The sequence below is a fragment of the Maledivibacter sp. genome (assembly GCA_025210375.1).
Classification (GTDB): domain Bacteria; phylum Bacillota; class Clostridia; order Peptostreptococcales; family Caminicellaceae; genus JAOASB01.
In genome coordinates, this window is sequence record JAOASB010000052.1 from 228,668 (window position 1) to 251,320 (window position 22,653).

General features: G+C 34.6%; 19 protein-coding genes. 17 read left to right on the forward strand and 2 right to left on the reverse strand.

Translation table 11 applies throughout. From position 1 onward, the window contains the following. Positions 1-173 precede the first annotated feature (173 nt). The 15 genes from N4A68_18700 (at position 174) to tsaD (ending at position 18,151) form a co-directional block, all read left to right on the forward strand. The gene (locus N4A68_18700) at positions 174-767 is read left to right on the forward strand and encodes a DUF5317 domain-containing protein (protein ID MCT4566329.1); all 594 of its coding nucleotides are present in this window, start codon (positions 174-176) and stop codon (positions 765-767) included. Positions 768-974: 207 nt separating this feature from the next. Further along, positions 975-3,668 carry a preprotein translocase subunit SecA gene (gene secA / locus N4A68_18705; GenBank protein ID MCT4566330.1) on the forward strand — a complete coding sequence of 898 codons (2,694 nt, stop codon included), beginning with the start codon at positions 975-977 and terminating at the stop codon, positions 3,666-3,668. 43 nt (positions 3,669-3,711) lie between these two features. Then, positions 3,712-4,816, forward strand: a protein-coding gene (gene prfB, locus N4A68_18710) for a peptide chain release factor 2 (protein MCT4566331.1) whose coding sequence is annotated in 2 segments (ribosomal slippage) — positions 3,712-3,786 and positions 3,788-4,816 — 1,104 coding nt in all. Because the reading frame shifts where the segments join, the coding sequence is not laid out codon by codon here. 174 nt (positions 4,817-4,990) lie between these two features. Continuing rightward, positions 4,991-7,279 (forward strand): RNA-binding transcriptional accessory protein, encoded by a 2,289-nt coding sequence (locus N4A68_18715; protein ID MCT4566332.1) that lies wholly within the window; start codon positions 4,991-4,993, stop codon positions 7,277-7,279. Positions 7,280-7,630: 351 nt separating this feature from the next. Beyond that, positions 7,631-8,932, forward strand: coding sequence for an MFS transporter (locus N4A68_18720; protein ID MCT4566333.1), 1,302 nt, complete (start codon positions 7,631-7,633; stop codon positions 8,930-8,932). 232 nt (positions 8,933-9,164) lie between these two features. Continuing rightward, complete coding sequence (locus N4A68_18725; protein ID MCT4566334.1) at positions 9,165-10,322, forward strand: amidohydrolase; 1,158 nt, start codon at positions 9,165-9,167, stop codon at positions 10,320-10,322. 111 nt (positions 10,323-10,433) lie between these two features. Then, complete coding sequence (locus tag N4A68_18730; GenBank protein ID MCT4566335.1) at positions 10,434-10,676, forward strand: aspartyl-phosphate phosphatase Spo0E family protein; 243 nt, start codon at positions 10,434-10,436, stop codon at positions 10,674-10,676. A gap of 86 nt (positions 10,677-10,762) precedes the next feature. Next, the gene (gene tsaE / locus N4A68_18735) at positions 10,763-11,221 is read left to right on the forward strand and encodes a tRNA (adenosine(37)-N6)-threonylcarbamoyltransferase complex ATPase subunit type 1 TsaE (protein ID MCT4566336.1); all 459 of its coding nucleotides are present in this window, start codon (positions 10,763-10,765) and stop codon (positions 11,219-11,221) included. Continuing rightward, entirely contained in the window at positions 11,221-11,949 is a 729-nt protein-coding gene (tsaB, locus tag N4A68_18740; protein MCT4566337.1) for a tRNA (adenosine(37)-N6)-threonylcarbamoyltransferase complex dimerization subunit type 1 TsaB, read from the forward strand. Before tsaE ends, tsaB begins: the two co-directional genes overlap by 1 nt. Next, positions 11,942-12,385 (forward strand): ribosomal protein S18-alanine N-acetyltransferase, encoded by a 444-nt coding sequence (gene rimI, locus N4A68_18745; GenBank protein ID MCT4566338.1) that lies wholly within the window; start codon positions 11,942-11,944, stop codon positions 12,383-12,385. Before tsaB ends, rimI begins: the two co-directional genes overlap by 8 nt. A 507-nt stretch (positions 12,386-12,892) precedes the next feature. Beyond that, positions 12,893-14,161: an efflux RND transporter periplasmic adaptor subunit gene (locus N4A68_18750; GenBank protein MCT4566339.1), complete on the forward strand. Its 1,269-nt coding sequence runs from the start codon at positions 12,893-12,895 to the stop codon at positions 14,159-14,161. A 1-nt stretch (position 14,162) separates the two neighbouring features. Then, the gene (locus tag N4A68_18755; protein ID MCT4566340.1) at positions 14,163-14,855 is read left to right on the forward strand and encodes an ABC transporter ATP-binding protein; all 693 of its coding nucleotides are present in this window, start codon (positions 14,163-14,165) and stop codon (positions 14,853-14,855) included. Positions 14,856-14,935: 80 nt separating this feature from the next. Beyond that, positions 14,936-16,150, forward strand: a complete 1,215-nt coding sequence (locus N4A68_18760) for an ABC transporter permease (protein MCT4566341.1) — start codon at positions 14,936-14,938, stop codon at positions 16,148-16,150. A 412-nt stretch (positions 16,151-16,562) separates the two neighbouring features. After that, positions 16,563-16,925 (forward strand): hypothetical protein, encoded by a 363-nt coding sequence (locus N4A68_18765; protein ID MCT4566342.1) that lies wholly within the window; start codon positions 16,563-16,565, stop codon positions 16,923-16,925. 188 nt (positions 16,926-17,113) lie between these two features. Next, the gene (gene tsaD, locus N4A68_18770) at positions 17,114-18,151 is read left to right on the forward strand and encodes a tRNA (adenosine(37)-N6)-threonylcarbamoyltransferase complex transferase subunit TsaD (protein ID MCT4566343.1); all 1,038 of its coding nucleotides are present in this window, start codon (positions 17,114-17,116) and stop codon (positions 18,149-18,151) included. 405 nt (positions 18,152-18,556) lie between these two features. Here the strand turns inward: tsaD and acpP are convergent, their stop codons facing one another. Together acpP and N4A68_18780 are read right to left on the reverse strand one after the other, a co-directional pair. Further along, a complete protein-coding gene (gene acpP, locus N4A68_18775) occupies positions 18,557-18,787 on the reverse strand; it encodes an acyl carrier protein (GenBank protein MCT4566344.1) in 231 nt (76 codons plus the stop codon). Positions 18,788-18,903: 116 nt separating this feature from the next. Next, on the reverse strand, positions 18,904-20,814 hold the full coding sequence (locus tag N4A68_18780; protein MCT4566345.1) for an ABC-F family ATP-binding cassette domain-containing protein: 1,911 nt from the start codon (positions 20,812-20,814) through the stop codon (positions 18,904-18,906). A 339-nt stretch (positions 20,815-21,153) separates the two neighbouring features. Between N4A68_18780 and N4A68_18785 the strand changes: the two genes are divergently transcribed. Both N4A68_18785 and N4A68_18790 read left to right on the forward strand, forming a co-directional pair. Then, a complete protein-coding gene (locus N4A68_18785; GenBank protein ID MCT4566346.1) occupies positions 21,154-21,789 on the forward strand; it encodes a redox-sensing transcriptional repressor Rex in 636 nt (211 codons plus the stop codon). A gap of 176 nt (positions 21,790-21,965) precedes the next feature. Further along, on the forward strand, positions 21,966-22,319 hold the full coding sequence (locus tag N4A68_18790) for a DUF3870 domain-containing protein (GenBank protein MCT4566347.1): 354 nt from the start codon (positions 21,966-21,968) through the stop codon (positions 22,317-22,319). Positions 22,320-22,653: the final 334 nt, after the last annotated feature.

Here is a 22,653-nt window from a genome sequence, read left to right on the forward strand (position 1 = left end):
AACTTATTATGAAAATTATTGATATAATAGAGGATTTTACTAAATTAATATAGAAATAAATATATTGGACTTAGATTATTAAGTTTTAAGATATATTAGGAATACCCTAAAAACTTATCACTTAGAACTACAAATACGTCCTTAGACGTCTTAGTTTAGAAAGGAGTTTTTTAATGTTTATTGAAGCAGTAGTATTTGGAGTAATAATTGGATTAGTTAGAAATGGTAGTTTAAGAAATATCAGTATTCTTAAAATTCGAGGATGGTATTTAGTCTTATTTGCCTTTTTAGTACAAATCTTTACAGTAGTTTTACCGGACCTATCCATCGTAGCATCCCATGGGAAATACTTTTATGTTGCTTCAGCAGCACTAATAATAGTAACTTTACTTATAAATCTAAATAAGAAGGCAATGTGGATTATTTTAATTGGGGCTTTACTTAATTTCATTGTGGTATTCATCAATGATTTTAAAATGCCTATATATATTGAAGGATTAAAGCTTGCAGGGATGCAGCATATGGTAGATGGAATAGTAAGTGGAGATATTACAAACTATATGCCCTTAGACCAAGTTGCAAATTGGACAAAGCATCTAGGGAAATATATAGTTATACCAAAGCCCTATCCAATGGCTAAGGTTATCAGTATAGGCGATATATTCATGTCATTTGGAATCATTTTCTTTGTCCAGGGAGAAATGCTGAAATCATATTTAACCATGAAAACCAGGATGGTTAAAATGGGATATAGATCGAAGTTTTAGTAACAATGAAAAATCCGGGTTTATCACAATACTGAGGCAGGGGAACCTGTCTTTTTGACTTGTAATCAAAACTTAACCCAAAAATTACAAAATGAATATAAATCATGATATAATTTAATGATATAATATATAGTTGAAGAATTTGATTTATAATACCTGTTAATATAAAGAATTTTAAGGTTCAATAAATACAGTAAAAGCGAAGGGATGAGTGTAATGAGCTTACTTGAGAAGATATTTGGAAGCTTCAATGATAAAGAAGTAAAAAGGCTTATGAAAACAGTGGATAAAATTGAAGCTTTAGAACCAAATATTCAAGCTTTATCGGATATAGAGCTTAAAAATAAAACCAATGAGTTTAAAGATAAACTAAAAAATGGAGCGTCACTTGATGATATTTTACCTGAAGCCTTTGCAGTTGTAAGGGAGACAGCAGTTAGAACCCTTGGAATGAGACATTATAGAGTACAATTGCTTGGAGGAATAGTTCTTCATCAAGGACGTATTTCTGAGATGAAAACAGGTGAAGGTAAAACATTAGCAGCTACATTGCCAGTTTATCTGAATGCCCTTGCTGGCAAGGGGGTTCATGTTGTAACAGTAAATGACTATCTAGCAAGTCGTGATATGGAATGGATGGCTAAAATCTATAAGTTCCTAGGGCTTTCCGTTGAATGTATAGTTCACGGACTTACAACCGAGGAAAGAAGAAAAGCCTATAATGCTGATATTACCTATGGTACAAACAATGAGTTTGGATTTGATTACCTAAGGGATAATATGGTTATCTATAAAGAAGAAAGAGTACAAAGGGAACTGAATTTTGCTATAGTCGATGAGGTTGACAGTATACTAATCGATGAAGCGAGAACACCTCTTATTATTTCGGGAGCTGGGAATAAATCAACCCATCTATATTCTACTGCCGATTCATTCATTAGAACCCTAAAGAAGGAAGTAGATTATACCATAGATGAAAAGGCAAGCTCAGTAGTTTTAACCGATGAGGGGGGTATTCCTAAGGCAGAAAAATTCTTTGGTCTTGAAAACCTTGCAGACCCCCAAAATATGCAAACCTCTCACCACATCAACCAAGCACTAAAGGCCCATACCCTTATGAAGAAGGATATAAATTATGTTGTAAAGGATGGAGAAATAGTTATAGTTGATGAATTTACGGGAAGGCTTATGTTTGGAAGAAGATATTCTGATGGACTTCACCAAGCTATAGAAGCAAAGGAAGGACTTGAGGTTAGAAGGGAATCCCAGACCCTCGCTACTATTACACTTCAAAATTACTTTAGAATGTACAACAAGATATCGGGTATGACTGGTACAGCAAAAACGGAAGAAGATGAATTAAAGCATATTTATGGCATGGATGTTGTAGTTATACCTACCAATAAACCAATTGCAAGACAGGATTTACCTGACTCAGTATATAAATCACTGGAGGGTAAGTTTAAGTCGGTTATTAGAGAAATAGAAGAAAGACATAGGACGGGACAGCCAATACTAGTTGGTACTATTTCCATAGAAACCTCTGAGCTTCTAAGTACCCTTCTTAAAAGGAGAGGAATTAAGCATGAGATATTAAATGCTAAGCAGCATGAAAGAGAAGCGGAGATCGTTGCTCAAGCTGGAAGATTCGAAGCCGTAACTATAGCTACAAATATGGCTGGTAGAGGTACTGACATAGTATTAGGTGGTAATGCTGAGTATACTGCTAAGGATCAGCTTAAGAAAAAGGGCTACGATGATTATGTTATCTCTATGGTTACCAGCCTTACTCCTAGTGATGATGAACAGGTCATAGAAGCGAGAAAACTTTATAAGCAGCTTCATGAGGACATCAAAAAGATTACTGATAAGGAAGCGGAAAAGGTAAAAGCAGCCGGGGGACTTCATATATTAGGTACAGAAAGACACGAATCCAGAAGGATAGATAATCAGCTTAGAGGGCGTTCAGGTCGTCAAGGGGATCCAGGTTCATCTCAATTCTATATATCCCTTGAGGATGATTTGATGAGACTATTTGGTAGCGAGAAAATCCAAGGAATAGTTGATAAACTAGGAATGGAAGACGATGAACCTATAGAGGCAAAGCTTTTATCTAAATCCATTGAAACTGCCCAAAAAAGAGTTGAGGGTAGAAACTTTAGTATAAGAAAGCATGTACTACAGTATGATGATGTAATGAACAAACAAAGATCGATTATCTACAATGAAAGAAAGAGAGTTCTTGAAGGTGAGAACCTTAGGGACCATATCTGGGGAATGCTTGAGAAGCTAGTTGAAGATTCTATAGAGGTCCATACAGCAGAAGCCAGTTATCCTGAACAATGGGACTTACAAGGTCTAGAAGATTATCTTCATACTATGTTCCTTCCAAAGGGAAGTCTTGAGTTTGAAAATATTGAGGCATTGACAAAGGAAGGACTTAAGGAAAAAATATTAAACATAGCAGAGGATTTATACGATAAGAAGGAAAAAGAAGTTACAGAAGAAAGAATGAGGGAAATAGAAAGAGTTCTTGTACTTAAGGTAGTTGATACTAAGTGGATTGATCATATAGATGCCATGGATCAGCTAAAACAAGGTATAGGACTTAGAGCTATTGGAAATGAAGACCCTGTTAGGGCATATCAAATGGAAGGATTTGATATGTTTAACCAAATGACAAATAGTATTCAAGAGGATACTGTAAAATATATATTCAATGTGACCGTAGATACAGAGGCTAAACGTGAACAGGTAGCCAAGATAACGAATACTTCCGGTGGAGATGGTGTGGCCGGTGGAAGGCCTAAAACAGTGGTTAGGAAAGAAAAAAAAGTAGGAAGAAATGACCCCTGCCCATGTGGTAGTGGGAAAAAATATAAAAAATGTTGTGGAAGATAAAACATGCAACATCACAACATATTTCGGTTAAGGACGTGATACAATGCTACTTTTAGAACAAAGTTTATTAGAGCTTAATAAGCTTGAAGAATCTTTAAACGAATTGAGGGTTTCTCTTTGACATAGATAGCCTAAAGGAAGTTATTGAGGAGCTAGAGCAAAAAATGATGGAGCCTGGATTCTGGGATGATCAGGATGGGGCTCAAAAAATCCTTCAAACATCTAAGAGACTAAAGGATAAGGTTGTAAATTTTCAAAGGCTATATTCGGATTGGGATGAATTAAAGCTTCTAGGTGAAATGGGGATCGAAGAAAAGGACGAATCAGTGGAAAAGGAAGTTGCTAAGGGAATAAAGGAGCTTACTGAATCAATAGACAAATCGAAGATGGAAACACTTTTATGTGGAGAACTTGATAAGAATAGTGCCATTTTATCTATACATTCTGGGGCAGGGGGATTAGATGCCCAAGATTGGGCTGAAATGCTGCTTAGAATGTATACAAGATGGGGAGAGAAAAAGGGATATAATGTAAAGACCCTTGATATACTCCCAGATACGGAAGCGGGTATTAAAAGTGTTACTCTTCTTCTAGAGGGTGAAAATGCCTATGGATATCTAAAGTCGGAAAAGGGAGTCCATAGAATAGTTAGGATATCTCCCTTTGATCCATCGGGCAAGAGGCATACATCCTTTGCATCCGTGGATATAATGCCTGATTTAGACGATAATATAGATATAGATATAAATCCTGCTGATCTGAAAATAGATACCTATAGGGCATCGGGAGCTGGAGGGCAGCACGTAAATAAAACGGAATCGGCAGTCCGTATAGTGCATATTCCCACTGGAATAGTAGTACAGTGTCAGAATGAAAGATCTCAGCACAGCAACAGAAACACAGCCATGAAAATGCTGATGGCAAAGCTGATAGAACTAAAGGAAATGGAACAAAAGGAAAAAATAGAGGACCTCAAGGGAGACTATAGTCAGATTGCCTGGGGAAGTCAGATACGATCCTATGTATTTCATCCCTACAACTTAGTAAAGGATCACAGGACCAATGCTGAGGTAGGAAATGTAGGGGCTGTAATGGACGGAGAAATAGATGCATTTATTGATGAGTACCTAAAGCAAAGAAATGCATAAATAATAGACAGGGGGGATAACCTCTGTTTTTTATTATGATATATAGGGTTCTCATAGTATAACTTAACTTATACATGTCCAAAACTCCTGGAAACACTGAGTATTTGTACATGTATAAATTAAGATTTACTTGAAAATCTCTATAAATAAACCAGAAAGAAGGGAGCGAATATAATGGATTTAATAGTAAGGAAACTTAGTTCGGAGCTTAATCTAAAGCAGTCACAATTAGTTAGTACAATAAAGCTTATCGACGAGGGAAATACCATACCATTTATTGCAAGGTATAGGAAGGAAATGACAGGTGGCTTAAGCGATGAGGTTTTAAGGGACCTAAATGAAAGGCTCACTTATCTAAGAAACTTGGAAGCAAGAAAAGAAGAAGTGATTCGATTAATTGATGAGCAGGGAAAATTGACGGAGGACCTTAAAAAAGACATACTTAAAGCCGAGGTGCTTCAAAGGGTAGAAGACCTATATAGACCATTTAAACAAAAAAGAAGGACAAGGGCCACCAAAGCCAAGGAAAAGGGCCTTGAGCCATTGGCTGAATTGATACTAAACCAACAAGTGGTAGAGGGAACGATAGAGGAGTTAGCAAAGCCCTTTATCAACGAGGAATTAGAAGTAAATACCATCGATGATGCTGTAAACGGTGCTAAGGATATAATCGCTGAAATCATATCTGACAATGCGGAATACAGAGAAAAAATAAGAAACTTAAACTCAAGAGAAGGTACAATTAGCTCTAAGGCTGTTGATGAGAAGGAGGAAACGGTCTATGAGATGTACTATAACTTCAATGAAGGGGTTAAAAGCATTGCAAACCACAGGATATTGGCAATAAACAGAGGAGAAAAGGAAAAGAAATTAAAGATCAAATTGGTAAGTCCAGATGAAGAAATATTAAATTATTTAAAGAATAAAATCATACATAATACTAAAGCTATTACTACAGAAGCTTTAACTGAATCCATAGAGGATTCATATAAAAGACTTATAGCTCCGTCTATTGAAAGGGAGATAAGAAATGGGTTAACAGAAAGGGCCGAGGAGGAAGCAATAAAGGTATTTGGTAAAAATACAAAGCCCCTATTGTTAATACCCCCTGTTAAGGATGTAAGGGTATTGGCTATTGACCCCAGTTATAGAACTGGATGTAAAATCGTTATATTAGATGGAACCGGTAAGCTGCTGGAGTATACTACTATCTATCCAAACCCACCTCAGAACAAGGTAGAAGAATCAAAAAAGACTATTAAAGAGCTTATAGAGAAATATGATATAGATATTATTCCTATCGGAAATGGTACGGCTTCAAGGGAAACGGAATTACTAGTGGCAGAAATATTAAATGAAATCCATAAAGAGGTATATTATACAATAGTCAGCGAGGCAGGAGCATCGGTATATTCTGCATCTAAACTAGCTACAGAAGAATATCCAGATATAGATGTATCCATTAGAGGAGCTATCTCCATAGGGAGGAGACTTCAAGATCCACTTGCAGAGCTAGTAAAAATTGATCCAAAAAGTATAGGGGTAGGACAATATCAACATGATTTAAATCAAAGCAAATTAGGGGAAACCTTAAAAAATGTAGTTGAGGACTGTGTGAATAGCGTAGGAGTTGATTTAAATACGGCTTCTCCATCATTACTTAATTATGTATCAGGGATATCCTCATCAATAGCAAAAAATATAGTTGCCTTTAGAGAGGAAAATGGTAAATTCTCTAATAGAAAGCAGCTTAAAAAGGTTAAAAGGCTAGGAGATAAGGCATATGAACAATGTGCAGGCTTCCTTAGAATTTCTGATGGTGACAATGGGTTAGACAATACCGCTGTACATCCAGAATCCTATGATATCACCATGAAATGCATAGAAAAATTAGGCTATACAAAGGAAGATATCGAAGAAGGTAAACTCAGAAATATTGAAGATAAAATATTGGAATATAAAGTAGAAGAAGACAAGCCCTCTAATGAAAACAAGGGCAATGTAAAAAGCATAAAATCTTTAAAGGCATTAGCTAATTTTAAATTTGAAGATGACAATCCTAAAAAGGATAGGTCAAAGGATATTGAAGAAAAGATCATAAAATTAGCTGAAGAATTAGAGGTCGGGCTGCCAACGCTCAAGGATATAATAGAAGAAATAAAAAAACCCGGGAGAGACCCAAGGGAAGAAATGCCAAAGCCTATTTTTAGAAGTGATGTTTTAAAGATGGAAGATTTAAAGTTGGATATGATTATGACTGGTACAGTAAGAAATGTAGTTGACTTTGGAGCATTTGTTGATATAGGAGTTAAACAAGATGGCCTAGTTCATATTTCAGAGCTTAGCAACAGGTTCGTAAAAAATCCAATGGATGTAATTTCCGTTGGCGATGAGGTAAAGGTTAAAATTATTGGCTTAGACATAGAAAGAGCAAAAATATCTTTAAGCATAAAGCAGGTTTAATCTATAGAGGAAATTGCATAACTCTGACTTGGCAGAATTGCATAATATATATGCTATAGGTTTGGAGATTTTAAAACTATATATAGTAGATAGTTTTTGTAAATAAGTAATTATGCAATTTGCTTTATAGTAATTTAAGATATGATACCCTGATATCAGCAGCTAAGTTTTAGTATAAAATACTTGAGCCAAGCCTTCAACTTAAAACATTTGAATCGTTCCTAAAAAATTATAGAAATTCTCGTTTAAATATTATAAAATCTTATTATAGGTCATTTCTGTAGGGAAAAATTTGACCAAAAGTTAAGGGTCTCGATGTGCCTAAACTTTTAATTTGAGAGGAGAGTTTTAATGTCCCAATTAGATAATGGAAGGGTTAAAAGGCTTATGAGCTATCGTTGGGTTGTATGGGGAGTTCTTGCATCAGCTTATATTATAGTATTTTTTCATAGGCTTGCTGTTGGAGTAGTTAAGGATGAATTAATAAATACATTTAATATCACAGGTACTACCTTTGGGAACCTTGGCTCTACATATTTTTATGTTTATATGCTTATGCAAATTCCTTCAGGAATGCTTGCCGATTCTTTAGGGGCTCGTAAAACCGTTACTGTTGGAACATTGGTAGCTGGTGGGGGCTCAATAATATTTGGATATGCACCAACTATTTTTGTGGCTTTTTTAGGGAGATTGCTAGTAGGCCTAGGCGTATCGGTTGTATTTATATCTATTTTGAAAATTCAATCTGAATGGTTTAAGGAAAGTGAATTTGCCACTATGTCAGGGATAACATCCTTTGTTGGTAATTTAGGTGGGGTGCTTGCAAAAACTCCACTGGTGATAATGGTTGGTTACTTGACTTGGAGAGTATCATTTGTAGTTATTGGGGCGATATCAATAGTTATTGCAATTCTATGTTATATATTTGCTAGAAATACTCCCCAGGATATGGGACTACCTTCAATAGCTGAAATAGAAGGTAAAGAAGTAAAAAAGTCTACTGAAAAGAAACCTGATCTCATAAAAGGATTAATGAAGGTAGTTTCTAATCCAAAAACTTGGCCTAGTTTTGTGGTGTTTGCAGGTTTTTTTGGAGCTTTTGTTACTTTATCAGGGTCCTGGGGAGAAGCTTATTTAATAGCGGTCTATAATATTCCAAAGGTTAAGGCCGCAAGTTATACAATGTCCTCGGTAATAGGCTTGGCAATAGGCAGTATAGTTATTGGAAAATTCTCCGATGGAATTAAAAAAAGGAAGCTTCCAATGCTGGTGTTCGGAGCTGTATATGTGACCTGCTGGACAATTTTAGTATTCTTAAATGGAGGAAAGCCGCCGATTGAGATTTTAATGCCTCTTCTATTTATATTGGGCTTTACATGTTCAGTCTTTGTGCTGGGATGGGCATGTGCAAAGGAGGTAAATCCTCCTGAAATAGCAGGGATTTCAACCTCCGTAGTGAATATAGGTGGATTTTTTGGAGCCGCTATTTTGCCCCCAATTCTTGGAAGGGTATTTGATCGATTTGGAGGAAGCCTGCCTGCCGTAGAGCTATATCATAAAGCCTTCATGTATTCCTTTATAGGGGTTATTATAGGGTTCATATTTATATTTTTGGTTAAGGAAACTAATTGTAGGAACATATATAAGAGTTAAAATATGTTGATGGTGTAGAATTCTAGGCAGTTTTTGAAAATAATAAATATAAGAGTTTATATAGGGACTCCTTTGATGAGGAGTCCTAAATATTTTTTTCTTTAAATATATAAAAAAAATTATATAATAGTAATGAGGATATTATATAAATGCCAAATTAGGATATTATTGTTTTATTTTTTTCTACATACAACATATATCAAAAATTAATATAATTAAAGGGGGAGATTTAATGTTACTAATTAAAAACGGAAAAGTTTTTACTATGGAAGGAAAGGTTTTTGAGCAAGCAAGCATATTAGTTGAGAATGGTAAAATCAAAGAAATAGGGGAAAATATCGTTGCACCCCTTGATGCACAGGTTATTGATGCCCAGGGAAGTATAGTGACACCTGGTTTTGTTGATGCCCATTGTCATCTAGGTATGTGGGAGGATTCCATAGGCTTTGAAGGAGCAGATGGAAATGAAATGACGGATCCAGTTACACCTCATCTTAGAGCAATTGATGCAATAAATCCACTGGATAGAACCTTTGAAGAATCAAGGCAGGGTGGTGTAACATGTGCAGCAACTGGTCCCGGGAGTGCCAATGTTATAGGGGGTCAATTTGCTGCCATAAAAACCTATGGTGATAGAATAGATGATATGATAGTTAAAGAGCCTTTGGCTATGAAATGTGCCTTTGGAGAAAATCCTAAGAGAGTATATAATGAAAAGAATAAAGCACCTATGACTAGAATGGCGACGGCTGCTATACTAAGGGAAACCCTTATGAAGGCCAATGAGTACAAGGAAAAGCTAGAAGCTGCTGGAGATGATAAATCAAAGAAGCCAGCTTTAGATGTGAAGATGGAAGCGATGATAGGAGTTTTAAATGGAGAAATTCCTTTAAAGGCCCATGCCCATAGAGCAGATGATATTTTAACATCTATAAGAATAGCTAAGGAGTTTGGAGTAAAGCTGACTCTAGAGCATTGTACAGAAGGACATTTAATAGCACATCATATAAAAAATGAAAATCTACCTGCCATAGTTGGACCAAGCTTTGGAGATAGATCCAAGTTTGAACTTAAAAATCTTACATTTGAAACACCTGGGGTTTTAAGTAAAGCAGGGGTAAAGGTAGCTATAATGACTGATCATCCAGTAATACCCCTTCATCACCTAGGGCTATGTGCCGCATTAGCTGTTAAAGCAGGTATGGATGAAGAAGAAGCCCTAAAGGCTATTACTATAAATCCAGCTGAAATATTAGAGGTTGATGATAAAATAGGAAGTCTTAAGGAAGGGAAGGATGCGGACATAGTTATTTGGAGTCATCATCCATTTGAAATAAAAGCAGAGGTTCTATATACAATTATCAATGGAGAAGTTGTATACAAAAAGTAGAAAAGGGGTCCGGACTTCCAACTAATTGATTAGATGTAAATTTTTTTTGGTATAAATATTATAAGTACTGAAATATATACATCTAATTGAAGTGTTTGGAGGTGGGATTATATGTCGAAGCTTGATAAAGAGATGAAGTTGGTAGAAAAGATTAATCTACTTAGAAGAAGGCTCGAAGAATATTTAAGCATGACCGATAAACCTACGGATAACAAAGTCGTTAGAGTTAGTCAGGAACTAGATGAACTTCTAGTTGCATATTACAGACTTATGGAGGGAAAGTGCATGGGGACAGTACCTAAACACGCTAGAAAATTCAGTGTGTTTGGGGGCTGTCCCCATGTCACCTTTTAAAAACCTCCTCTTGTCTACTTTTATAATCTATTGTATTATGGAGATAATATGTATTGACACAGTACGGTTTGAATAGAGGTGAAAGCTTGAAAAAAATTATTTGTACAAAGGAAGATGAAACAAAGGAAATAGGATATAAATTAGGCAGGCTTCTTAAAAAAGGTGATGTAGTATGTCTTACCGGTGATTTAGGAGCAGGGAAAACTACCCTTACTAAATCCATGGCTAGAGGTTTAGAAGTAGAGGAAGATGTGACAAGTCCTACCTTTACAATAATAAACGAATACGATGGAAGGCTTCCAGTTTACCATTTTGATGTATATAGGATAATGGATATAGATGAGATGTATGATATAGGATATGAAGAGTATTTTTATGGCAATGGAGTTTGTATAGTGGAATGGGCATCTCAAATAAAAGAATTGATTCCAAAGGAGCATCTTTGGATGGAAATAAAGCTAGGTGAAGAAATAAATAGCAGAGAGTTTTATATCAAAGGGACATCAAAGCATTTTGAAAGTATAATTGAGGAGTTGATTTCATAATGAAAATATTAGCAATAGATACTTCTTCCCTTGTAGCTAGTGTGGCTGTAATGAATGAAGAAAAATTATTCGGTGAATATACCATAAATAGTGGGCTGACCCATTCACAGAAGCTAATGCCTATTATAGACCAGCTATTATCGAGCCTTGAATTATCTATGAAGGATATAGAGCTTATAGCCGTATCAAGGGGGCCGGGGTCCTTTACAGGAGTGAGAATAGGGATTGCAACGGTGAAGGGGTTGGCACATGGCTGGAACATACCTGTGGTAGGAGTTTCAAGTCTAGAAGGGCTTGCATATAATATTAAATATGGTAATGACCTAATTTGTCCAATAATGGATGCCAGAAGGAATCAAGTCTATACAGGCGTCTATAAATGGGTGAACTATAATCTGATAGATATAGTTAAAGAGGCTCCATTAAGTATAGATGAGCTTATGGATAAGCTTAGGGAAAGAGAAGAAAAAGTTATTTTTCTTGGAGATGGATTAGGTAGATATAAAGAGGACATTATTACGGGGTTAGGGGAAAAGGCATTATTTGCACCTTCATATGTAAACATGCAGAAGTCCTCATCTATTGCCCAGCTTGCTTTTGATAAAATAAATAAGGGGGATTTAAAGCCCGAAAGTCACCTAAGTATTGTACCGGTTTATCTAAGAAAATCTGAAGCCGAAAGACAATATGAAGAAAAAATGAGAAAGTGTAGTGAAATCAATGAATAATATTAGTGTTAGGGAAATGACCTTAAATGATCTTGATTCGGTTCTAGATATTGAAAATATAAGTTTTACAACTCCTTGGACCCGAGAATCCTTTGAAAAGGAAATAAAAAATAATCAGCTTGCAAAATATCTTGTAATAGAGTATGATAATCGGATTATAGGCTATGGTGGAATGTGGTTTATAATAGATGAAGCACATATCACAAATATAGCCATACAAAGGGAATTTAGAAATAAGAAATTAGGAAGCTTTTTAGTAAGAGCCATGATAGAATATGCCGAAGGGTTAGGAATCCATAGGATGACTTTGGAGGTTCGAGAAAGCAATATACCGGCTCGAAGGCTCTATGAAAAGCTTGGTTTCAGCCCCTGCGGCAAAAGACCTAAATACTATCAAGACAATAATGAGGATGCTATTATTATGTGGAGAGGCTAAAACCCTCTTTCAGGCTGTGACAAACGCCCAATTTCTGCGTTGCTGTTGAAATTTCCGGGACTCACTTGCGATCAAAGCAAGCTTCGTTCCTCAATTTCAACGCTCCTTGAACTTGAGCGTTTGTCACAGCCTGTCATCTTATTGACCTTGTCAACAAGATGGCAGGCTGTTGAGAAATTCGAAGTTCGAGGCGTGCTGAAACCGAGAGGCCGCAGCGTATATAGACATACGTAAGGGTTCTTGGTTGAAGCAACAACGAAGAAATTCGGGTTTGTCAACAGCCTGGGAGAGGCTAAAAGCCTCTCTATTTCTATGCCCTAAATGGGATTTTTAAGAATTTTTTAATATTATTGCATATAAAATTGAGATATAATTGGGTGAAGGAAATGGGAAAAAAATTATAATTTGAACATAATTTGAAGGGATTTACAAATATTTATCGTCTATAATATTTGGAGATATGTAGGTAAAAAATGGCAAGGGAGTCATAAAATTAGGAGGGAAAATATGGGTAAATTTAAAAAGAAGACAATATTTATTATTTTGGCCGTATTAGTAGTTGTAGCAGTTGTGTCCCTAGCTACTGTAAATGCAATGAAATCAAAACAACAAACAGGGGTAGATGTCAAAACCGTGGATATTATAAAGCAAGATATAATATCTAATATCTTTACCAGTGGGACGGTTATTTCAAAGGAGGAAAGGGAAATAACCTCGGATATATCCGGTAAAGTAAGGGAAATAGTTGTGGAAGAAGGAATGAGGGTAAAAAAAGGAGATATACTTGCTAGGCTTGATTCCGATGAGCTTCAATATGAACTGAAGCAAAGTGAAATAAAGCTAGAGGTAGCTAAGGATAAGCTTAATCAGCTCCGAAAAGAAGATAGGTCAAATTTGGAGACAAGTTATAAAAATACTAAAATTGAGTACAATGATGCAAAGAAAAATTATGAAGATAAAAAATCCCTTTTCGATGCTGGAGTAGTAAGTAAAAAGGATTTAGATGAAGCAAAAAGTGCTATGCAGACAGCCTATAATGACTATGCTTTAGCAAAGAAAAAATATGATGATGCCGATAGCCTAGGAGAAATAAGAATACAGGAAAAAGAAGTAAGGGTTATGGAGCTTGATATAGATAAGAATAAATCAGACATAGAAAAAACTAATATAATCAGTCCTATAGATGGGACTGTAATAGAGGTCAATATTTCAGAACTAGCTGTTGTGGGGTCAAGCACATTAATGTTTAGAATTCAGGATACTGAAAATCTAGAGGTAGTAACTAATATAAGTGAATACGATATAGGAAGAATAAAAACAGGACAGTCAGTAAAGGTGACCTGCGATGGAGCCAAAAATAAGGAGTATAAGGGAACAGTAGCATACATATCTCCAAATGCAGTTATTGAGAAAAATGGACAGGGAAGTGAAACCGCTGTAAAGGTAAAAATAGATATTAATGATAAAAATACACAATTCAAGCCAAATTTTTCAGCAAATGTAGAAATAAATACGGCAAATACAAAGGATGCATTAGTTGTACCCTATGAATCCATATACGAAGATAAGGATGGAACTAAGTGTATATATATTGTTAAGGATGACAAGGCTCAAAAATGTGTTGTTGAAACGGGAATAGAAGGCGATATGTTAGTTGAGATAAAAGGTGACGGTTTCAAGGAAAAGGACTTAGTCATATCGGATCCTACAGAAAGAATCAAGGATGGTATAGAGGTTAAGGTCAATAAAGGAATAACGGGCAAGAAAGGAAATTAAAATGATTAGTATACAAAACTTACGGAAGATCTATAGCAATGGTAGTATCAAAGTTGAAGCTCTCAAGGGGGTAAACCTTGAAATAGGTGAAGGAGAGTTTGTTTCTATAATGGGACCATCGGGATCGGGAAAATCCACAATGATGAATATACTAGGATGTCTTGACAAACCCACCGATGGTAAATATGAGCTTGATAATGCTAAAATCGAAGAATTGAATGAACTAGAGTTAGCAAAAATTAGGAACATAAAGATAGGCTTTGTCTTCCAGTCATTTAATCTACTGTCAAGAACCTCCGCATATAAAAATGTAGAATTACCTATGCTTTATGCCAATGTCAATTCTAAGGAGAGACATGCTAAGGCGATAGAGGCTTTAAAGAAGGTAGGACTTGGAGATAGAATAGACCACAAGCCTAATGAGCTTTCTGGAGGTCAAAAACAAAGGGTTGCTATAGCCAGAGCCTTGGTTAACAATCCGGCCGTTATTCTGGCCGATGAGCCTACGGGAAACCTTGATTCTAAGTCTAGTGATGAGATCATGGATATATTTAAACAGCTCAATGAAGAAGGAGCCACCATTGTTATAGTAACCCATGAGCTTGATATAGCAGAAAAAACAAAAAGAATTATTGTTTTTAAAGATGGTGAAATAGTTGAAGATACAAAACAAGCTCCAAGTTCTAAATTCTAAAGATACGGTCATGACTTATAAGAAGAATGAAAAGATAGAAAATAAAGTGTAAGGGTTCGGTTAACAAAGGAGTTGATGAGGTGAACTTTTTTGAGAGTATAAAAGTGGCACTCAATGCCATATGGGTAAATAAAATGAGGTCACTGCTCACAATGCTTGGAATAATCATAGGTATATCTTCAGTTATAGCTGTAGTTGCATTGGGACAAGGCAGTAACACTATGATGAATAAGGAGTTTGAAAGCTTTGGTGTCAACAGGGTCTATTTAACAACAAGTTGGAGGAAAAATCCCACATTACGAGATTATCTTAAACATGAAGATATGGATGCACTTAGAAGGACCTTTGATGATGAAATAGATGCTATGTCAAACGATTTTAATATAAGTGGAGAAGTATTATCGGGGAAGAAGAAAATAAATGTATATATAAATGGGGTAAACGATGAATATAATAAAATAGAAAAAAAGGAAATGATAAAGGGTAGATTTATTATTAAAAGTGATACAAAGGCTAAGAGGAATGTAGTAGTTATAGATGAAAAAATGGCCTTGGATAACTTTGGAAGAACCGATGTTTTAGGTGAAAGAATTATAGTGAGTACTCGTTCTAGAAATATATCTTTGCTTATAGTTGGGGTTTACAGAGATAAAAAATCAGTGTTTGCAGGATTTGGTGGAGAACAGGTTCCAAATATTTATCTTCCTATTTCCACAGTTGAAAAAATGTTTGGATTAGGTAATAGAGTTCATGGAATAGACATGAATCTTAAACAGGGAGTCAAAATTCAAGAAACTCTGGATAAAATGATAAAGCTTTTAGAGAGACGTCATGGAAATATAGGGGAAGAAAAATATAGAGGCTATAGTGCAGAGAGTGAAATGGAAACAATAAATAAGATAACAGGTGCAATGACCATGGTGGTTGGAGCCATAGCGGCTATTTCATTATTGGTTGGTGGAATAGGTGTTATGAACATCATGCTTGTATCGGTTACTGAAAGGACTAGAGAGATCGGGATCAGAAAGGCCATCGGGGCTAGGCATAGGGATATATTACTTCAATTTTTAGTTGAGGCCGTTATTATATCAGGTATTGGGGGCATATTAGGAACGGTTATAGGTGTGGGATTATCCTACCTAATATCAAGCTTTATAAAAATACCACCTACGGTATCGCCAGTGACAATCCTAGTGGCGTGGGTATTCTCAGCGGGAGTAGGTATTTTCTTTGGTATATACCCTGCAAATAAGGCTGCAAAGCTTGATCCCATTGAAGCCTTGAGATATGAATAGTAGATGAAAAAGTTCTAAGTATTAAGTTCAAAGATTAGGGTTAAAGCCTTGGGGGAAATTTATGTGACTTATAGATTTGTTTGAATTCTAAAGTCTTGTCTTAATTTTAGTTGTATATCATACAGTTATGGCTTTAATTAAGGGTTAGAAAATATAATGTAGTAATAAAATATAAGGGCGGTGTATTAGAATTACTAACTTCATTGATTCTGAAACACCCAAGGGGCTGAACTCAAGACATTGTTTTTTGAGACAGCCCCTTTTTATTTCAAATTAACAATCCCAAGCCACAAAATCCTATAAATCTCTCCAAAATATAAAAAGTTTATTCATAGAATAAAATAATAATATTTTTATACAAACCATTATGCATATACATATATTAAAACATTATTAATGGGGGGGGAGCAGATTGGATAGTGGATCTCTTGGGCTTTTTAACATAGATTATTTATCCTCTGTAACGGCAATGGTCATGGCTGTTAACTTAATTACTCAGATAATAAAGGAAATATACTTATCTCAAAATGGAGATAAAAGGGTTCCAAGGCTTTTAAATCTACTGGTATCTTTCTTTGTGGTCTCATTACATCACATAAATGTGTATATAAATGATAGCCTAGTATTTCATAACAACTTGATAGAACTCACATTTTTGATAGTACTCAATACATTTCTGATAGCGGGTTTGTCAATGGGAAATTATAAGGTGTTGGGGCTAACTAAGGAAAGAAACCTTAGGGATAAGGAGAAAAGCAATAGATATGATTTATAGATAGAGCAAATTGCATAATTACCTTCTACAAAAACTATCTACCATATGTATTATGTAATTCTGCCAAGTAAGAGTTATGCAATTTCCTCGATATATAATATAGAAAATATATGGTTATATAAAGATTAGTAGTATATAATATAAAAATAAAAGACAAAATTTGCACAGAACTAAAGGAGCAAGGGAAAATGAAAAAAGAATTAATTACTTTAGCATTAGAATCAAGCTGTGATGAAACATCAGTTGCTGTATTGAGAAATGGCAGAGAAGTACTTTCAAATATTGTTTCCTCTCAAATAGATTTACATAAAAAATTTGGAGGAGTAGTACCGGAGGTTGCATCAAGAAAGCATGTTGAAAATATTAGCTATGTTGTTGATGAAGCCCTTGAGGAAGCTAATGTTACCTTTGAGGATATAGATATGATAGGTGTGACCTATGGGCCAGGACTTGTTGGAGCTTTACTTGTAGGGTTATCCACTGCCAAGGCTCTAGCATATTCATTAAATAAGCCCCTTGTAGCAGTAAATCATATTGAGGGACATATTTATGCAAATTTTATACAGTACAAGGAATTAGAGCCTCCATTCATTTGTCTAGTAGTATCGGGAGGACATACTCATTTAGTGCATATGAAGGATTATGGAGTATATGAGGTGCTTGGAAAAACAAGGGATGATGCGGCTGGAGAAGCCTTTGACAAGGTTGCTAGATCAATTGGATTAGGATATCCTGGAGGACCCATAATTGATAAGCTTTCTAAGGAAGGCAATAATAAAGCCATTGATTTTCCTAGAACCTATTTGGAAAATGGTAGCTTAGATTTTAGCTTTAGTGGATTAAAATCTGCTGTTTTGAATTATTTAAACAATTCAAGGATGAAGGGAATAGAAATAGTCAAGGAAGATGTAGCAGCCAGTTTTCAACAAGCGGTTATCGATGTTTTAGTTGATAAAACCGTATTGGCGGCAAAACAATGTGGAGTCGATACCATTGTTTTAGCAGGTGGAGTAGCTGCTAATAGTGGACTTAGGGCACTGCTTGGTGAAAGAGCGGAGCAAAATAATTTTAAGCTTAGGGTGCCTCCATTGTCCTTATGTACAGATAATGCTGCTATGATTGGCTGTGCTGCATATTATGATTACATAAACGGTTACACAGCGGATATGTACCTAAATGCAATACCAAACTTAAAGTTGGGAGATAAGTATGGAGGGCTAAAGTAAAGTGATATTAATTAACAAAAAAATGGTGAACAATAATTGTTTAAAAACCTGCTTATGTAAACCTAAAGTAGGTTTTTCTTTTTTATGCACAATTAACATAGGGTTTGTGGATAAAAATGTGGATAGTGTGGAAAAAAAATGAAAAATAGATATTTACTAAAAATATTGTGGATAGTTTTGTGAACAATGGGGAAAACTTGTGGATACCAATGTGTACAATATTCCTTAACCAATTTATATGAAGTTACTTAAGGAAATATGACTAAAAAATTATGGTGTACATAATTTTTTATTTTGATGAATTATGCCGTCGAAAAAATTGAAAATCATAAAAAAAATATGAAAAAAGTTAAAAAGTCCCGACAAATAGGGGAAAATATAAAAAAGCCTGGATATATATCCAGACTAAATTCTTTCTTCTACGTATTTTACTATGTTGCCAATGTTTTTAAAATCTTCAGCATCTTCATCGGGAATCTCGATATCGAATTCATCCTCTATAGCCATTATAACTTCTACAGCATCCAATGAATCTGCTTCAAGATCGCCTATTAGGGAAGTTTCCATCGTGATAGTAGTGTCCTCATCCAATCCTAATTGATCGATAATTATTGCTTTAATTTTTTCAAATGCCATTTGTATTCCTCCTCTTTAAAAATTCCTCGTTTATTGTACTCTTTCTTTATATTACCTTATCATATTAAGAATCTAATATTATTATACTTAAATTTCAATAATTGTCTAGAAAAAAATTAGATTTTTTCTTCCCAAAGGGTATATAGCTTTTCTAATTTCATTTTTGAAGCCTCATATTCCTCATGAATATCCTTGCTTTTAGCGGGATCAGTATAAATATTTTCGTCGCACATTAAATGTTCTAGTTCATGTAGTCTTGCTTCAAGGGTTGATATTTCCTCTTCTAGATTCTTTACCATCTGTATATGCTTTTTCTTTTCAGCTTCTTCCATTTTTTTACGTTTTCTTTCTTCCTTAAGCTTTGTTTTTGTTATAGTTTCTACATCACTATCCTCGGGTGGGTTTTCAAGTTCGCTTTTTTTCTCTATATAATAATCATAATTCCCTAAGTATTCCTTAATCCCATCTTGAGATATTTCGAGTATTTTCGTCGCTACTTTATTTAGAAAATATCTATCATGGGATATGGTAAAAATGGTTCCATCATATTCTAAGAGTGCATCCTCTAATACTTCCTTAGAAGGTAGGTCTAAGTGATTAGTAGGTTCATCTAATAAGATAAAATTATCACTTGATAGCATAAGCTTCAAAAGAGATAATCGGCTTTTTTCTCCACCACTAAGATTTTCCACATCCTTAAAAACGTCATCTCCCATAAAAAGAAAGGATGCTAAAAGGCTCCTAGCTTCTGGAATAGATATTTTGGGGTTTTCATTACAGATTTCATCTACAAGGGTATTATTATCACTCAAGTTTTCCTGCTCTTGATCATAGTACCCCATAAATACATTATGGCCTACAGTGATATTCCCAGTATCGGAATTTAATTTTTTAAGTAGTATTTTGAATAAAGTAGTTTTACCCACACCATTTGGGCCAATCAAAGCCACTTTTTCATGTCTATATATATCAAATTCTATATCTGAGAATAAAGCATGATCATCAAAGGATTTAGATAACTCCCTGACCTTTAGTACCTCTCTACCGCTTTTAAGCTTTGTTTCAAGCTTAATTCTTGTCTTCTTATTATTAAGTACAGGCTTGTCCAATATATTGATTTTTTCTAGGCGTTTTTCTCTACTTTTTGCTCTGTTTGCTAATTTTTCTGTGCCATGCTGTTTAAACCTTCTTATCATTTCTTCCTGTTTAGCTAGTTCTTTTTGCTGTTCTAAGTATTTTTTCATTTGTTGCTCATAAATATTCTTTTTATAATCAACATATTTTGTATAGCTTCCTTCAAATTCGATAATACCCTTATTTTCAATTTCAATAACTTTGTTAACCACTTGATCTAAAAAGTATCTATCATGGGAAATTATTAAGATAGTTCCCAAGTAGTTTTTAAGAAAACCTTCAAGCCAATTGATTGCCTCTATGTCTAAATGGTTTGTGGGTTCATCTAGAAGTAGAATGCTAGGCTTTTTAAGAAGAAGTTTGGCTATATTGAGTCTAGATTTTTGTCCTCCACTGAGCTTTCTGATTTCCTTAGTGAAGTCATCTTCCTCAAAACCAAGACCCTTGAGTACACCACGAATCTCACTTTTATAGCCATATCCGTTTTTGTTATTAAATTCATCGAGTAGTTTTGAGTAAAGGTTCATTAAATTTCTAAATTCATGGCTTTCATGATCGATTGTTTCTGATATCTCCTTTTCAAGATCACGAATTCTTTTTTCCATTTCTATTATATCTTTAAAGACTACCATACATTCTTCAAAAATGTTTTTTTCAGTATCAAAATCTAGGTCTTGCTTTAAATATCCTATACTTAAATTTTTAGATATATATATATTTCCTTCGTCATAGGGAATTTGGCCAGTAAGTATTTTAAAAAGGGTAGATTTACCCGTTCCATTCTTACCAATTAATCCCACCTTATCTCCCATATTTACGGTAAAGGAAATATCCTTTAATATCAAATCTATTCCAAAGGATTTAGTTATATTACTACACGAAACTGCTATCATTTTGATGCCTCCCTAGTGGTTCTATACATATAAATTATTTTATCATATATATATAGTTTAGGGTAAATCTTAATTTATATATAGCAAAATATCCGATGTTTCTAGGGAATTTTGATATGTATAAATTAAAGTTTTTCTTGAATCTCTATGGAGTTCACATAACAAAACTTAATTTATGTATGTAGAAATACAAAAATAAGGATTAAATATCTACAAATAGGGTTATAATTATTTTTGATAACTATATGTAGATAAAATAACAATTGACAATTAATTGACAGTCTTTTATTGAAATGATATAATTTTTGTAAAAAAACTGATAAATAGGAGTTTGTGAGTATGAACGAAAAATCGAAGATTTCAATGGCGGTAATAAGAAGATTACCTAAGTATCATAGATACTTAAAGGATTTATTAGAAAAAGATATAAAAAGGATTTCGTCAAAAGAGCTTAGTGATATAATTGGATTTACAGCATCTCAGATAAGACAAGATTTAAATAACTTTGGCGGCTACGGGCAGCAAGGATACGGATATAATGTAGAAGAGCTTTATTATGAGATAGGTAAAATCTTAGGACTGGACAAGGCTTACAAGACCATAATTATTGGGGCCGGTAATCTAGGACAAGCCCTTGCCAATTACACTAATTTTGATAAGGTTGGATTTGAAGTAAAAGCCCTATTTGATATTAATCCAAAGCTTTTTGGTATTAAAATAAGGGATATTGAAATTAAGGACATGGATGATGTTGGACAGTTTATAAAGGATAATGACATCGATATTGCTATCGTTTGTACAAATAAGGATAGTGCCCAGGAAGTAGCAGAAAAACTAGTTTCCGGTGGTATTAAAGCAATATGGAATTTTGCACCAACTGATTTAAGAGTTTCTGATAATGTAACAGTGGAGAATGTACATTTAGTTGAAAGTTTATTGACCCTTACATATCTCTACAAATCTACTCAGGAATAGGATTTTGCGAATATGAAAAAATGAATAGGTTAGGTTACCAAGTGATTTTGATTATTTTTAGGCACTTTGTCAAGTCATACTCACCGTATGTAGTTGATTGAGTATAGGCGAAAAGAATCAAATGTACTAGGAATATGACTAGTTTATTTTTTGAATCTGCTTTAAGGGAGGGAAATATGGATAAGGTTTATAAAGATGACACAGTTTATTTTATTTCTTATGCAAAGCTTCCCAGTACTATTTCGGCAGCAAAACTACGTGATGTAGTTGGTGTAGGTCTCGTTATAAATACTACAACGGGAATTATAGAGGATACAAGCTGTACTTTAATCACAGATGAAGCCAAGCGATTCCTAAAGGAAATAATAGTAGGACATAATATACATGAAGAGGGATTGGAAAAACTAACGGATAAGATACAGCTCAGATTCCACGGGTTATCTCAAAAAGCTATATGTGTTGCTGTAAAGGCGGCAGTTGAAAGATATGAGACATGGAAGAAGGAAATAGAATATAAAGAGAACAATTAAACACAATATAAGAATATATTGGGATTTAAGTAGAGACTTTGATCGGAACCCTCTATAGAGAAGAGGCTGTCTCAAAGGATAATCCCTTTAATTCAGTCCCGGGGTGTTTCAGAATGAATTAAGCTTTAGTTTTTGAAATCCCATGGGTTTGACTAGTACCTACGTACCTGCCAAGTCCGTGGAATTTCAAACAACGAAGAAATTCGTAATTCTGAGACATCCCCTTTTTTATTGTAGAATAAACCCAGATTATTCATAGAAAATTTAAAACTCTCTATGAATAATCTGGGATAAAAAATATTTTTGTTAATTATTTATCTTAATTTATATGTAT